The 14,557-nt window shown below is 72.5% G+C and carries 13 protein-coding genes; 3 read left to right on the top strand and 10 right to left on the bottom strand.

Annotated features, from left to right (window positions below; translation table 11 throughout):
* The first annotated feature begins 27 nt into the window (after positions 1 to 27).
* Positions 28 to 2,334 carry a protein translocase subunit SecD gene (gene secD / locus HDA43_RS32965; protein ID WP_179828550.1) on the top strand — a complete coding sequence of 769 codons (2,307 nt, stop codon included), beginning with the start codon at positions 28 to 30 and terminating at the stop codon, positions 2,332 to 2,334.
* Between the two features lie 150 nt (positions 2,335 to 2,484).
* Positions 2,485 to 3,192, top strand: a complete 708-nt coding sequence (locus HDA43_RS32960) for an RraA family protein (RefSeq protein ID WP_179828548.1) — start codon at positions 2,485 to 2,487, stop codon at positions 3,190 to 3,192.
* Between the two features lie 71 nt (positions 3,193 to 3,263).
* On the opposite strand, the gene HDA43_RS32955 is transcribed toward HDA43_RS32960, so the two are convergent.
* Both HDA43_RS32955 and HDA43_RS32950 read right to left on the bottom strand, forming a co-directional pair.
* The gene (locus HDA43_RS32955) at positions 3,264 to 3,623 is read right to left on the bottom strand and encodes a hypothetical protein (RefSeq protein WP_179828546.1); all 360 of its coding nucleotides are present in this window, start codon (positions 3,621 to 3,623) and stop codon (positions 3,264 to 3,266) included.
* Between the two features lie 121 nt (positions 3,624 to 3,744).
* The gene (locus tag HDA43_RS32950; protein ID WP_179828544.1) at positions 3,745 to 4,140 is read right to left on the bottom strand and encodes a cupin domain-containing protein; all 396 of its coding nucleotides are present in this window, start codon (positions 4,138 to 4,140) and stop codon (positions 3,745 to 3,747) included.
* A gap of 52 nt (positions 4,141 to 4,192) precedes the next feature.
* On the opposite strand from HDA43_RS32950, the gene HDA43_RS32945 reads away from it, so the two are divergent.
* Positions 4,193 to 5,197: a helix-turn-helix domain-containing protein gene (locus HDA43_RS32945; protein ID WP_179828542.1), complete on the top strand. Its 1,005-nt coding sequence runs from the start codon at positions 4,193 to 4,195 to the stop codon at positions 5,195 to 5,197.
* Between the two features lie 50 nt (positions 5,198 to 5,247).
* Here HDA43_RS32945 and HDA43_RS32940 read toward each other — a convergent pair whose 3' ends face one another.
* The 8 genes from HDA43_RS32940 to HDA43_RS32905 all read right to left on the bottom strand — a co-directional run bounded on the left by HDA43_RS32940 (position 5,248) and on the right by HDA43_RS32905 (position 14,207).
* Positions 5,248 to 8,175 (bottom strand): AfsR/SARP family transcriptional regulator, encoded by a 2,928-nt coding sequence (locus tag HDA43_RS32940; protein WP_179828540.1) that lies wholly within the window; start codon positions 8,173 to 8,175, stop codon positions 5,248 to 5,250.
* Positions 8,176 to 8,306: 131 nt separating this feature from the next.
* A complete protein-coding gene (locus tag HDA43_RS32935) occupies positions 8,307 to 8,453 on the bottom strand; it encodes a hypothetical protein (RefSeq protein ID WP_179828538.1) in 147 nt (48 codons plus the stop codon).
* A gap of 54 nt (positions 8,454 to 8,507) precedes the next feature.
* On the bottom strand, positions 8,508 to 9,284 hold the full coding sequence (locus HDA43_RS32930; RefSeq protein WP_179828537.1) for a DNA-3-methyladenine glycosylase: 777 nt from the start codon (positions 9,282 to 9,284) through the stop codon (positions 8,508 to 8,510).
* 2 nt (positions 9,285 to 9,286) lie between these two features.
* Positions 9,287 to 10,477 carry a peptidase M16 family protein gene (locus tag HDA43_RS32925; RefSeq protein WP_179828536.1) on the bottom strand — a complete coding sequence of 397 codons (1,191 nt, stop codon included), beginning with the start codon at positions 10,475 to 10,477 and terminating at the stop codon, positions 9,287 to 9,289.
* Positions 10,474 to 11,601 (bottom strand): insulinase family protein, encoded by a 1,128-nt coding sequence (locus tag HDA43_RS32920; RefSeq protein ID WP_179828535.1) that lies wholly within the window; start codon positions 11,599 to 11,601, stop codon positions 10,474 to 10,476. Before HDA43_RS32920 ends, HDA43_RS32925 begins: the two co-directional genes overlap by 4 nt.
* The gene (locus tag HDA43_RS32915) at positions 11,598 to 12,788 is read right to left on the bottom strand and encodes an MFS transporter (RefSeq protein WP_179828534.1); all 1,191 of its coding nucleotides are present in this window, start codon (positions 12,786 to 12,788) and stop codon (positions 11,598 to 11,600) included. Before HDA43_RS32915 ends, HDA43_RS32920 begins: the two co-directional genes overlap by 4 nt.
* Positions 12,785 to 13,498 carry a hypothetical protein gene (locus tag HDA43_RS32910; RefSeq protein ID WP_179828533.1) on the bottom strand — a complete coding sequence of 238 codons (714 nt, stop codon included), beginning with the start codon at positions 13,496 to 13,498 and terminating at the stop codon, positions 12,785 to 12,787. Before HDA43_RS32910 ends, HDA43_RS32915 begins: the two co-directional genes overlap by 4 nt.
* Positions 13,482 to 14,207, bottom strand: a complete 726-nt coding sequence (locus tag HDA43_RS32905; RefSeq protein WP_179828532.1) for a hypothetical protein — start codon at positions 14,205 to 14,207, stop codon at positions 13,482 to 13,484. The genes HDA43_RS32910 and HDA43_RS32905 overlap by 17 nt, the downstream gene beginning before the upstream one ends.
* Positions 14,208 to 14,557 lie beyond the last annotated feature (350 nt).

Genomic DNA, 14,557 nt, shown 5'->3' with positions numbered 1-14,557 from the left:
TTTCCCCGACAGCCCGTGGAGGCTTCCATGTCACGTGCGCCCCTGTGGCGCGCGGTGGCGGCGTTCGTCATCGTCGCCATCGCCGTATTACTCACCGTCACCAAATCGCCACGCCTGGGCCTGGACCTGCGTGGCGGCACCCAGCTGGTCTTCGAGACCCGGGACTCCCCCACCGCCAAGGCCGACGCCGAGGCCACCGACCGCGCCCTGGACGTGCTGCGCCGCCGCGCCGACGCGCTCGGCGTGGTCGATCCCACCCTGGTCCGCTCCGGCGAGCGGCGGATCATCGTCGAACTGCCCGGCGTGCTCGACCCGCGCCAGGCCGCCCAGGTCATCGGCAGGACGGCGCAGCTCACCTTCCACCCGGTGCTCGGCCAGGCCGACCCCGACCCCAGCCCCAGCCCCAGCGCCGGCCCCAGCGCCGACCCCAGCGCCGACCCAGGCTCCGGGGCGGCCGGGGACGGGCAGGTCCTGGCCGACGAGTCCGGGCGGCGGCTGCGGCTCGGCCCCGCCACGATCACCGGGGACGGGGTGAGCGACGCCTCCGCCCGCAACGACCTCCAGCAGGGACCGGCCTGGTTCGTCACCGTCGACTTCCGCGACGCCGCCGCCTGGCAGCGGCTGACCGGCGAGGCCGCCTGCCACGACCCGGGCGACGACCGGCGCCGCGTCGCGATCGTGCTGGACAAGGAGATCATCTCCTCACCCCAGGTCGACACGACCGTGCCCTGCCGTACCGGCATCGCGGGCGGGTCCACCCAGATCACCGGCTCCTTCACCCACCAGCAGGCGCAGGACCTGGCGGTGCTCATCAAGGGCGGCGCCCTGCCCGTCCCCCTCGCCCTGATCGAGCAGCGCACCGTCGGCCCCACCCTCGGCGCCGAGGCCATCGAGGCCAGCGCCGAAGCGGCCATCGCCGGCGTCCTGCTCACCGCGCTGTTCATCGTCACCGTCTACCGGCTGTCCGGGCTGCTGGCCGCCATCGCGCTCGTCACCTACGGCCTCATCTCCTACGCCGCGCTGCTGGCGTTCGGCGCGACGCTCACACTGCCCGGCCTGGCCGGATTCGTGCTGGCCATCGGCATGGCGGTCGACGCCAACGTGCTGGTGTTCGAACGGGCCCGCGAGGAGTACGCCCGCGCGCCGAGACGCGGCCTGCGCGCGGCTCTGAACGCGGGGTTCAAGAACGCCTGGAGCGCCATCGCCGACTCCAACATCACCACGCTGCTGGCCGCCGGGCTGCTGTTCTGGCTGGCCTCCGGGCCGGTGCGCGGTTTCGGCGTCACCCTGGCCATCGGCGTGCTGGCCTCGCTGATCTCGGCGATGCTCATCACCCGCGTCCTGGCCCACCCGATCATCGGCAGGGTCGGCCCCCGGCTGTCCGGGCTGGCCACCCAGGGCCGGGTCCGGACCTGGATCACCCGCCGCGAACCGCGCCTCATGGCCCGCGGCAGACTCTGGCTGGCCCTGGCCGCCACCGCTTTGGTCCTCGCCGTCACCGGACCGCTCCTGCACGGCCTGAACCTCGGCATCGAGTTCACCGGCGGCCGGCTCGTCGAGTTCACCTCTGCCGCACCGGTGAACACCGAGACGGCCCGGCAGGCCGTGGCCGAAGCCGGGCACCCGGCTGCGGTCGTGCACACCTCCGGCACCACGATCTCCATACGCACCGGCCAGATCAGCGCCGACGACGTGGCCGGAATCGAGCGGGCGCTGGACCGCGACGCCGGCGAGGTGACCAAGCAGCGCGACGAGCTCATCGGCCCCAGCCTGGGCGAGGAGCTGCGCCGCAACGCGGTCATCGCGCTCGCCGTGGCGCTGGCGGCCCAGCTGCTGTACCTGGCGGTCAGGTTCCGCTGGACGTTCGGCACCGCCGCCGTCATCGCCCTCGCCGTGGACACCGCCGCGGTCGTCGGTGTCTTCGCCTGGCTGGGCAAACCCATCGACGGGGTCTTCCTGGCCGCCATGCTCACCGTCGTCGGCTACTCCATCAACGACAAGGTGGTGGTCTTCGACCGGGTCAGGGAGCTGTGGCAGGCCCGGCGGCGGGACCGCTTCGCCGACGTCGTCAACTCCGCGATCCTGCAGACCGTCCCCCGCACGGTCAACACCGGGCTCGGCGCCCTGTTCATCCTCGTCGCGCTGGCCGTCTTCGGCGGCGACACCCTGCGTGACTTCGCCCTCGCGCTCATCATCGGCATCGTGGTCGGCACGGCGTCCTCGTCGTTCGTGGCCGGCCCGCTGGCGATCGAGCTCGAACGGCTCAACGAGCAGCCGCCGCCCGAGGCGCCCCGGCCGCGCGCCCGCCGGGAGGGCACCGGAGCCGTGGTGTAGGCGGGAGACCCGAAACGGCCGGGGGCCGGGCTCATTGATCCCGGCCCCCGGCCGTGCCAGTCTCGATGGCGACGGGCGCGGCGGGCGACGGCGCGCCGGGTGACGCCGTGGCAGGCGATGGCGCGGCGGGCGGAGAGAGGGAGAACGGCCATGGACCACCATGAACTTCACAAGCGGTTCACCGCTCTGACCACCGCCCACCTGGCGGACGCCTGCATCCGCGCCCGCGTCCCGGTACGGTGCGCGCCCGCGGCCCTGCGCGCCGTGACACCCGGCGACCGCCTGGCCGGGCGGGTGACCCCCGCCCGGCACGCCGGCAGCGTCGACGTCTTCCTGGAGGCGTTCGAACGGGCCGCACCCGGCGACGTGCTGGTGGCCGACAACGGCGGCCGCCTCGACGAGGCGTGCGTCGGCGACCTGGTGGTCCTGGAGGCGCAGGCCGCCGGGCTGGCCGGGATCGTGATCTGGGGGCTGCACCGCGACACCGCCGACATCCACCGGATCGGGCTGCCCGTCTTCAGCCTGGGGGCCCTGCCCACCGGCCCGCTGCGCCTGGACGAGCGCCCCCCGGGCGCCCTCGCGTCGGCGGACGTGGGCGAGTGGACGGTGGGCCCCGGCGACCTGGTCCTGGGCGACGACGACGGCGTGCTCTTCCTCCCCGCGGACCGCGCCGAGGAACTCCTCACCCTCGCCGAGACGATCCGTGACACCGAGCGGCGCCAGGCCGAGCGGATCCGCGGCGGCGACACCCTGCGCGAGCAGGTGCGCTTCGGCGCCTTCCTCGCCGGGCGGCGGCAGAACCCCTCGCTGACCTTCCGCGACCACCTGCGGGCCGTGGGCGGCGCCATCGAGGAGTGACCGCACCGCCCCCGGCGCCGCCGGCGGCCTGACGCCCTGGCTCCGCCACGCCGAACCGACGCGGCCCTCCGCTAGCGCAGCCAGCGCAGGGCCGCGTCGGCGCAGTCCTCGGGGCCGCCGCTGAAGGCGATGGCCGCGCCGGGCGCGTGCCGCCGGACCAGGTTGACCACCCTCTCGAAGAACTCGAGCAACGGCTCATGCTTGCGGATGCCGCCCCCGATCACCACGCAGGCGTGGTCTTCGCGGATCAGCGCCTCCACGATCGCCCCTTCGGGGTCGTCGTCGAGTGCCACCAGGCACCAGTCGGCCTCGATGCCGTGATCGTCGAAACGGGCCCGGCCGCGTGCCATCGCCGCCTGGACCGGCTCGGGGTCCCAGCCCTGGATCCTGGCGGGGTCGAGACCGACCACCAGTACTCGTGCCACTGCCACGCCTCCTGCCTCTCGCGGAACGTTTCCGTACCGGCGCGATGATCTCAGGTGGCGCCGCCCGGGGCCGTCCACATCGCCGATCTCCTCACCGATCTCTTCGCCGATCTTCTCGTCGGTCTCCTCAGAGGTCGAGCGCGTGCCCCGTCGTCGCGTCGATGTGATCGGGGATCTCGGCGTGGCGGTCGCCGACCGTCGGTGTCCCGGTGGGCTCGAACATGAGGATCGCGGCCGCGGCGGGGGCGGACGGCCTGTGCTCCACACCGCGGGGGACGGTGAACACCGCCCCCCGCGGGAGCCGGACCGTGCGCTCCCCGCCGGGCTCGCGCAAGGAGATGCGCAGTTCCCCGTCGAGCACCAGGAAGAACTCGTCGGTGTCGTCGTGGGCGTGCCAGATGTGCTCGCCCTCGACCTTGGCGACGCGTACGTCGTAGTCGTTGACGCGTGTGACGACGCGGGGGCTCCACAGAGCGTCGAAGGAGGCCAGGGCCTTGCCGAGGGTGATGGGTTCGTTGCTCACGAGTGCATCCTGGCCCATCGGGCACGACCGGCGGGAGTGCTAGGAATAGCACATGGCGCAAGAATCCTCGCATGTCGCTCATGCGGCGGTCCCGCACCGGGTCGTCGTGATCGTGGACGAGAACTCCAACCCCTTCGAGCTGGGTTGCGCGACCGAGGTCTTCGGCCTGCGCAGGCCCGAGCTCGGGCGCGATCTCTACGACTTCCGCCTGTGTTCCCCCGAGCCGCGCACGCCGATGCGGGACGGGTTCTTCACGCTCGCCGGCGTCGCCGGCCTGGAGGCGGCCGAAGCGGCGGATACGTTGATCGTTCCCAACCGTCCCGACGTCGAGGTGCCCCGCCGCGCCGCCGTGCTCGATGCGATCCGGCGGGCGCACGCGCGCGGCGCCCGCCTGGTCGGCTTCTGCAGCGGCGCCTTCACCCTGGCCGAGGCCGGGGTCCTCGACGGGCGCCGGGCCACCGCGCACTGGCAGTGGGCGGATTCCTTCCGGGCCCGCTTCCCTTCCGTCCGGCTCGAAACAGACGTGTTGTTCGTGGACGACGGTGACATCCTCACCTCCGCGGGGAGCGCCGCCGCGCTCGACCTGGGCCTGCACATCGTCCGCCGCGACCATGGCGCGGAGGTCGCCAACTCGGTGAGCCGGCGGCTCGTCTTCGCCGCGCACCGCGACGGCGGGCAGCGGCAGTTCGTGGAGCGGCCCGTGCCCGATGCGCCGGATGAGTCCCTGGCTCCCGTCCTCTCCTGGGCCCAGGAACGCCTGGACGCCCCGCTCACGGTGGCCGACCTCGCAGCGCGCGCCTCGATCAGCCCGGCGACACTGCATCGCCGCTTCCGGGCACAGCTGGGCACCACGCCACTGGCATGGCTCACCGTGGAACGGCTGGCCCTGGCGTGCCGGCTGATCGAGCGGGGCGAGCCGCACCTTGAGACGGTCGCGCGGCGCAGCGGACTGGGCACCGGCGCCAATCTGCGCGCGCTGATGCGCCGCAGGATCGGGCTCACCCCGTTGGAGTACCGGCGCCGATTCGGCCCGGGAACCGGCCAGGGACCGGCCTGACCCCCTCGATGAGACGCCTCGCAGGCATTCTGTGACGCGCCCGGGTCCGATCACGCCTCGGCGATCTGGCGTTCGAGCTCGTCCACGGCCGGCAGGCCGAGGCGGTCGGCGATCTCCAGGGCGTCGCGCCAGTGCGTGAGCGCGACCTCGCGGTGACCGCGGGACGCCGCAACCTTGCCGAGCCCGTCCAGCGCCGTGACCTGCTTGAAGCTCTGGCCGGTGCTCCCGGCGAGGGTCAGCGTCCTGGCAAGGCACTCCTCGGCCAGGTTCAGCTCGCCCATGTCGTGGTGGATCAGGCCGAGGATGAGGAGCGCATGTCCCTCGATGTCCTGACTGCCCATGGCGCGGGCCGCGATGAGGGCGCCCCTGGCCTGTTCCAGGGCCGGCTCGTGGCGGCCGAGCCGGCGCAGGCAGTCGGCCAGCAGGAACATGGCGCGCCCCGCGTCCTCCTTCGCGCCGACCTGGTCGCCGAGCGTGAGCGCGCGCTGGAGGTGGTCCATGGCTTCCTCCAGGCGGCCCGCGCGCGTGTAGGCCCAGCCCACGTTCATCAGGCCGTTGACCTCGACGGCCTGGTTGCCCAGGGTGCTGTTCAGTTCAAGAGCCGACAGATGGCAGTCGGCCGCCTCTTCGTAGCGGCCGCGGTAGGTGTAGACGACGCCGAGGTTTCCGAGCAGCGCCGCGCGGTCGCGGAGCGTGCCGAGCCGCTCGATCGCGGGCGAGGCCCGGAGCAGATGGGAGAGCGCTTCGGCGTACTCGCCGAGCCGGATGTGCGCGATCCCCATGTTGGCCAGCATGCGGGCCGCGCCGTGGGCGTTCCCGCGCGCCTCCTCGATCGCCAGGCCCTCGCCGAAGGTACGCAGCGCGTCCCGGAACCGGCCGCGGTTGATGTAGGCGAGCCCCAGGCTGCGGCAGAGCAGGGCCTCGCCCTCACGGTGACCTGCCGCGCGGGCCGCCTCGATGCCGTGGCCGTAGCAGCTCAGCGCCTCGTCCGCGTATCCCTGTCCGAGCAGGAGCGGGCCGAGGACGGCCGCGAGCCGACACGCCTGTGGCCCCGCACCCGCGGTGACCGCCGCGATGGTGCGGTGCTCGGCGCCGATGACCGCTTTCACGTCCTCCGGGGTGGACAGGCCGGGCAGCGCGGAGGTGGGGGCGGCCGCGACTCCCGACGTCTGGCGGCCGGAGTCGATCAGGCGCTCGCACGCGAGGCCCAGGTCGAGCACGTATTCGTCCAGGCGATGGCGGGCGGCCTCCCGCTCCTGCTCCGGCTCCTCCTGCTCGGCCCGCATTCTGGCGTACTGGGCGATCAGGTCGTGGAAGTGGAACCGGCCGGCGTCGTGCTGGATGAGCAGGTGCACGTCGAGAAGGTCCTCCAGCACGTCCGTGGCCTCCGCGACGGGGACGTCCATCAGCGCGGCCAGGCCGTACTCGTCGAAGTCCGGCCCCGGGTGCAGGCCCAGCAGCCGAAAGGCCCGCTGGTGGGCGGGCCCGAGATGCCGGTAGGACACGGTGAAGGCGGCCATGACGCTCCGGTCGCCCGCGGACAGCTCGGCCAGCCTGTGCCGTTCGTCGCTCAGCCGCCTGACGAGGTAGGCGAGCGTCCAGGCGGGACGGTGCCGGAACCGGGAGGCCGCGATCCGGATGGCCAGCGGCAGGAACCCGCACAGCGTCACCACCCTCCCGACCTCGTCGGCGAAGCCCTCGGTGCGCTCGTGCCCGGCGATCCGCCGGAACAGCTCTCGGGCCTCCGGGTCCGTCAGCACGTCGAGGGAGAGCGACGTGGCCCCCTCCAGGGCGGTGAGCCTGCGGCGACTCGTGATCAGGACGGAGGAGCCGGAGGTTCCGGCGAGCAACGGCCGGACCTGGGCGTCGTTCTCGGCGTTGTCCAGCACCACGAGGAAGCGCTTGTGCGCGAGTTCGGAGCGCCACCTGGCCGCGCGCGACACCAGGTCGTGGGGGACGAGCTCCGGGGGTATGTGGATGGAGCGCAGCAGCAGGTCGAGGGCGGCCGCCGGGTCGAGCGGGCGCTGGCCCGGCGTGTGCCCGTGCAGGTCGACGAAGAGGCGGCCGTCCGGGTAGCGCTCGGCCAGCAGGTGGGCCGCCCTGACCGCGAGGGTGGTCTTCCCCACGCCCGGCATGCCGTCGATGGAGGTGATGACCACCGTCGGGGCGTTCGTGCCGCCGGCGGGGTCGAGCAGGCGCTCCAGTTCCTTCGCCCGCCCGATGAAGTCGGGGATCTCGTACGGCAGGGTGTCACCGGATGGCGGAGGTTCCGGCTGGGGAGCGGCGGCCTCCAGCTCGTTGCGGAGGATCTGGGAGTGGAGCGTGCGCAGGTCGGGCCCGGGATCGACGCCGAGTTCCGCGGCGAGGAGCACCCGGGTCTCCTCGTAGGCCGCCAGTGCCTCCGACTGCCGCCCGGCTCGGTAGAGGGCGAAGATCAGCTTGTGGCGGAGGCTTTCGCGTAAGGGGTTCTCCGCGACGAGGGCGGTCAGCTCAGGGATCAGGTCGGTGCCCTCGCTCTCCGCGAGCCTCAGGCTGATCAGGGTCTCGCGCGCGGCGAGCCGCTGCTCGTTCAGCTTGGCGGCGGCGTTCTCGACGGCCTGCCCCGCCAGGCCGGCCAGCGCGGGTCCCCGCCACAGGTCGAGCGCGGCGGAGAGCGTGCGGATCGCCAGCGGGCGCTCACCCTGCCTGGCCTGCCTGCGGGCGTCGTCGACCCCCTGCTCGAACAGCGCCACGTCGAGGAACGCCCCGCTCGTGCGGATGCCGTACCCGTGACGCTCGGTGAACAGGAGGAAATGCGCGGAGTCCAGCCCTCTGCGCAGCAGATTGATCGCGTTGTGGAGCTGCCGGCGGGCGGTGACCGGCGGGTTCTCCTCCCACAGGACGTCGATGAGAACGTCCATCGTGACCAGGCGATCGGGGTTGAGGAGCAGGGCGGCGAGCAGCCTCTCCTGCCGTGGCCCGCCCAGGCGGTGGGACATCCCTCCGACTCGTACTTCCAGTGGGCCTAGGAGCCGGAATTCCACCTCTGCTGGCATGAAGGCGATTATCCACAGTCACCTGGCAAATGGACATCCCACCTGGTCTATGGAGGCCGGGCGCCCGGTCGTCGCTAGCAGATCAGGCCGACGCAGCCGCCGCCCAGCGGCTGGGCTCCGGCGGAGGCCGAAGCGGAGACGGAGGCCGAGGCCGTGCCGGGACCGAGGAGGAAGGCGCAGGCCAGCGCGGCGATGACGGCGGCGGTACGAGAGATCTTCATGGGAGCTCCTTACGTGGAATCCTGCGGAACCTCGACTGTGACGGGTGACGATCTTCAAACGCCATCGAATCTACATCGAACGAGATAGCGGACCATGTGCTCCAGATCGGTGACCCGCTGGCGGAGCGCCTCCGTCTCGCCGGCCACGTCCCTGCCCAGGCGGCTGTCCGGCGGCGGGCAGACGGGGCCGATGAGATCGCGGACGTCGCCGATCCGCAGGATCCCATCCCCCGCCTGGACGAGCAGTCCGTCGCCGTCGGCGGCGAGGACGGTGCCGGGCGGCGCGCACGCGGAGGGCAGGTCCGTGAGGCCGGCGCTGCCCACGGTCAGGCGTATGCCGTCCACGCTGGTCCAGGCGCCGGGGGCGGGGCTGCCGAGCGCCCGGATGAGTGACGCGGTCCGGCCCGCCGGCACCGACCAGTCGATCAGCCCGTACGGCAGGAGCGGCGGTGGCCCCTCCGGCACGTGAACCAGGGGCGCGGGCCTGCCGGCGAACCGGTCGCGGACGGTCTCGGCGAGCCTGAGCGCGGCCGTACGCAGGTCGTCCTCGCACTTCAGCGGCACGGATGCGGGGGCCTGCCCGCCGAGGAGGACATCGATCCCGCCGTGCCCGCTCGCCAGCGCCCACGGCAGCGCGTCCAGCCGGTAGGGGAGGTGTCGTCCCCACTCCACGAACGCCGGGGTCGGATCGCCGGGCCAGGTCAGGACCAGCGCGTGCCGCTCCCCGGAGGGGCCGTCCTTCGGCGCGGCGGGAGGCCAGCCCAGTTCGGCGAGCGCCTGCGCCACGGCCAGGGTCGTGTATCCGCCTGCGGACGTGATCTCCGGAAGCATGCTCACATCTCCAGCGGGTTCGGACGGCCCGCGTCCCAGTGCCACAGCCGGGCCGCAGAGAGCAGCGCGGCCACGCTCTCGCCGATGTCGCGCAGCGGCACCGACCGGAAGTCGTCCACCGACATCGGCCGGGGCCCGGTCCGGTTCAGCCACCTGGCGAGCTGGCCGGCCAGCCCGCTCATGGTCTGGTGTTCGAAGCTGTGCGTCACGGCGGCCAGGTGCCGGGCCCTCTCCAACCGTTCCCGGCCGGCGGAGAACTCCGGATCGCCGTCGAACAACCGCCGCATGTCCCGCAGGACGGCCGCCGAAGGCTGTACCGTCCCCCAGCTCAGCACGGCCAGATCATGCGAGCCGCCGTGCAGGACGGCCGCCCCGGCGACCCGATGCCCGTGACGCCTCGACACCCGCTCGATCAGTCCGTCGCCGTCGAGGGCGACCTTTCCGGCCACGGCCGCGGCCACGCCCTGAGATGCGGCGGGCCTGCTCACCGCCAGCGTGGCCACCCAGGTGCCGTCCAGCTCGGGTACGGCGGGGCCCGCGACCGCGCCGGGCGGGTCGTCCGCGCGCAAAAGGCCGTCCGCGCGCAAGGGGCCGTCCCACGCGGACAGGTGCGTCACGATCTCATCGGCCGGCACCGGCGAGGCCACGATCAACCGCGCGTTGCCGGGACGGTAGTGGCGGTCAAGAAAGACCTTCATGTCTTCGTGGCCGATGGCGTGGACGGTGTCCGCGCTCGCCTCGCCCAGCCGGGCCAGATCCGAGCCCGGCAGCGCGGCGGCCGCCATCAGGGGCCCCAGCCGCAAGGCCGGCCTGCCCCCGGTGCGCTCCATCTCGATCAGCATGGCGGAGGTCTCGGCGGCCAGCGCGGCGTTGTCCAACTGCCCCGGGTCGAACATCGCCAGCACGCGGTCCACCGCGCTTCCCCAGGTGGTCACGTCCGCCGAGCACTGGAACCGGGTCCAGCCCGACTCCGTCAGCCCGTTGACGGTCACCTCCGCGGCGGGGACCAGCCGCGCCGCATGGGCGATCCGCTCGTGCTCGCACAGATGGGCCAGACCGGCCAGCCCTCCCGGGTCGGCGCCGCATCCCGAGCCCACCTGGAGCACCGCCGCGAACGACCGCGCCCACGGGACGGTGGCCAGGCACACCTCCAGTCCCCCTACCGTGACGTGCGTCAGTTCCACCTCGCTCACCAGGCACTCTCCAGTTCACGTTCCATGCGGTCGTCCACGGCTCCGATCACGGCTCGCGCAAGCCCGCCGGCCGGACGCGGCGGCGTGGCGGCGAGCCGCTCGGCGGTGGCGACAGCCCGCGTCGACATCTCGGCGAGCGTCGGCTGGCCGGCCGACGCCCGCCTGCGCTCGGACACCGCGGCGAACGGATCCTCAAGCGCGGCCCGGGCCTTGACCTGCACCCTGCGGGCCGCCGTTCGCCACTCGGCCTCCGAGATGTCGCCCACCCCCCTCGTGAGGGCGACCAGTTCCGCGGCGCACGCGCCCACATGCTCGGCGAGTGTCGAAGCGGTGGCCATCAGCACCGGCCGCCCGTGCTCACGCCGGTAAATCGCTCCCCCGCTGTAGGCGATTCCCCGGCGTTCCCGCAGCCGGGCCAGTATCCGGCCCGGCGTCATCGTGCCCAGTGCCTCGCTGATGACGGCCAGCGTCACCTCATCCGCCTCGTCGGCGGAGAACGGCACCGCCACCGCCACCGTGAAACGCGTGGCCGTCGTCCTGACGAATTCGACCCCTCCTCTCCACGTGGCGCCGAACTCCTTCTCGTACGCCTGGCCGCCGCCGACGAGGGTGTCGCCGGCGAAGCAGGAGTAGCTCAGGCCCTTCACGCATTCGGCGAGGTAGTCGCGGAAGTCGGTCACGCCTATCGCGGCCAGCGTCTCGGCGTCGCCGAGGCTGTGGACGCACCCCCGGTGCCCCCATCCCGCGACGTGCAGGCCGTACAGGATGTCCTCGACGTTGGAGTACCTGCGGGCTCCCGCATGAGCGAGCTGGGCCGCCTTGAGCTCCTCCAGCAGGGCTCGCGACGGACTCGGCTCGATCCTCTCCGCCACCATGGCGATGCTCTCCGGGTCGATGCCCGGCCCCCAGAGCGAGAACTGGGAACGGTCGGGCTGCATGGCGTGCCGGTGGACCCAACCGTTCTCCGCCGCCAGGGCGCCGATCCCCCCGGAGCGCACGTCGACGAGGTAGCGCGCGGTGAGCGCCGCCCGTCCGGCGACCTCTTCCGGGTCGTGCCCGGGGCCGAAGGGCAGGTCCCACGCCGCGGTGTCACCGCGCGAGACGGTCAGTTTCTCGGTTCTCACGCTCGTGACTCCTCGGCGGGAACGGCGAGCCGCGGTCGCATGAGCCGGACCCCGGCCGTGCCCACCGTCGCGATCACCGCCATGATCAGCAGGACCTGGCCGATGCCGAGCGCGACCCCCAGGGCCGGCAGCCCGATCGTGGACACGCCCAGGCAGGCGTTGATGAGCGCGCGGCGCATCGCGAAGATCCGGCCCGCGTTGTCCTTATCCGTCTCGGCCTGGTAGACGATCGAGGCGCCGCCGGCGACGGCCAGGTTCGCCATGCCCGCGACCATGCCGCACACGAAGCAGGTCACCGGGTTCCACCCCACCGCGACCCATTGCAGGACGGCGACGGGAACGGCGCAGAGACCGGCCACCCGCACCACCTCAGCCGCCCGCCCGCCGAAGCGCGTCAGGATGACGGTCGAGGTCAGCAGCCATCCCGCGCCCATGCCGGCGACGTACAGGCCGCTCAGCGCGTCACCGAGGCCGCTGCTCGCGAGGATCACGCACAGCGCGGTGGAGCCGCCGATGAACAGGTAGTAGACCCCCTCGGTCAGGGCCACGGGCGCGAGCCTGGCGCTGCGCATCACGTGCCCGAGCGCGCTGAGCGTCGCCGTCGCGATCCCCCGCTGCGAACGCGCGCCGGGACAGGGGGAGACGGCCGCGGTGAGCCCGGCGCTGACGAGGAACGAGGCCAGGTTCGCGTAGAGCACCCATTCGATGCCCGCCGCCGCGTACACGGCGCTTCCCAGCGCCGGGCCGGCGATGATGGCGACCGAGTTGACCAGGTCGAACCGGGCCGAGGCCCGTGGCAGGAGATCCTCGGGCACCTTGGCGCGGATCATCGCCTGGGTGGCGGGTACCGTCGCGGTGTTGAACGTCCGCACGGCGAAGGCCCCTATGTACACCCCGATCACGCTTGCGTGCTCGGTGGACAGCAGGAGCACCAGGACCGCCACCCCCGAGACGGCCTCGCAGACGATCGTGAGAATCCTGCGGTCGACACGGTCGGCGAGATAGCCGGCCACCGGCGCGAGCAGGACGGTCGGCAGCACGCTCATCGCGAACGCCGAACCCGTGGCCACCGGGGAGCCGGTGACGTCCAGGACCCACAGGGGCAAGGCGATGTACTGCATGTAGCTGCCCAGCAGGGACAGCCCGCCGCCGGTCCAGAGAATCCAGTAGTCCTTGGGCAGCCTCATCGCGTGCCGTCCCATCCCATGAGCCGGGCCGCCATCTCGGGCTTGGTCAGCTCGTGCGGAGCCTTGCCCACGGCTGCCGTGATCTTCCCGGCCAGGTCGCCGAGTTCGCGCAGCGTCCCTCTCCCCGGCTCGTTGCACTCGATCTCCAGCCAGGTCCGCTCATCGAGCGGCTTCGGGTCCGCGGGCCGGGAGATCGACGTGCGGTCCAGGCTGAGCGCGAGGGCTGTGCCGAGCCGCGCCTGCTTTCTGACCTGCACCGCCGTCGCGTACGGCGACAGCGGTAACCGTTCGCGGAAGTACCGCGCCAGGTGGCGCAGCGGCAGGAGCTCCCAGTCCTGGAGGCTCTCCTCGGCCCTGCGGGGATCCACACGTACGGCCAGCTCGGCCGCGTCGCGTCGTCCGTCGCGCCATTCGAGGGTGTGCTTGGCGACCAGCGCGCCGAACGCGCGCATCGTGCCGTGGTAGACCCGCAACGTCAGTGAGAGGCCGGCCCCGGCCAGGCTCCAGCCGGGATCGTCGAAGTACACGCTGGAATGGGTCACGTCGTTCGCCGTCCGCACCGGGTAGCCGGCGCTCAGCCCCATCGACCCGAGTGCCTCGGGCACGTCGCCGGGGGTCTGGTCCAGCAGCCACTTGTACTCGTGTTCCACACCCACGGTGTAGGCCGGCAGCCGGTTGATCCCGGAAGCGACCTCATGATCGTCTGTCATGTCCGTCTCCAGTGTCAGGCAGTTCGAGGGTGAAGACATCCACGTCGCGCCGGTCGAGTTCGAGCACGGTCGAGCACACCCGGCGGATGGTGTCGCGCGTGGCGGGCGGAGGCCGGAAGTGCCCGGACTTGGTGTTGGCGACGACGGCGCACACCCTCGGCTCCCCCACGAACACGATCTCCCCGGCCGCCTGCGCCATGAGCCGTTGCGGCACCAGCAGCGGATGGGCGACCCGGACCCCCGCGGCCATCGCGGTGGCCCGCCCGAACACCAGATCGCGCAGCCGGAAGGCGCGGTTCCAGACCACCAGCGTGCCTCGATCGTCGATCACGAACATGTACGGCACCCCCGCCCGGAGCGGGCCGAGCAGAGGACCGGAGACCTCGACGAGCCGGGGGCTCACCACGGGGACGGCCGCCGCGTAACGCTCTTCGAACCGATCGCGATCGAACTCGATCACCAGCGGAGACTCGGACACCACCCTGCTGGACGGGCTGGGCAGCGCCGGGAACTCGCTCACCCGGTAAAGGTCCTGGATGGCCTCGCGCAGCCGGTCCACCCGCGCCGCGATCACCATCGCCCCCGGGTCCCCCGCCAGCACGGTACGCAGCCTGATCAGCTCTTCGGTCAGGACGAACACGAGCGCTTGCGACCTCGGGCCGTACCGCTCGGCCGTCAGCCGTGCCAGCGCGTCGTATCCGGCCGTCAACTCTCTGTGATCGTTAAAGGCAGGCGTCAGCATGTGTTTCCCGGCCCTTTGTCGTAGAGGTGGTGCGCCGGAGACCGGCGCACCACCTCGCTCCCGTACTTACCGAGGGCTGAGACTTACTGCGGGCTCAGACCGGCCTGCTCGGCGGCGAGGAGCTCGCGGCCGTCGGCGGTGACGTCCAGCTCCTGCAGCGAGGCCACCAGGGTGTTCACGTCCATGTCGTTACCTCCTTTCGGCGGGGATTCCAGCGGGGACCGCTGTGATGTACATGCTTGCGATCCCCGCCATCGAACATCCATCCGGACGCCACCCGGCCGCCACCGAATGCCTTTGACCTGCGTGTCCGAAGT

This window comes from Streptosporangium sandarakinum (genome assembly GCF_013409935.1).
Lineage (GTDB): Bacteria > Actinomycetota > Actinomycetes > Streptosporangiales > Streptosporangiaceae > Streptosporangium > Streptosporangium nondiastaticum.
Note: the sequence above shows the minus strand (reverse complement) of the source record. Positions and strands in the feature narration are given on the sequence as shown.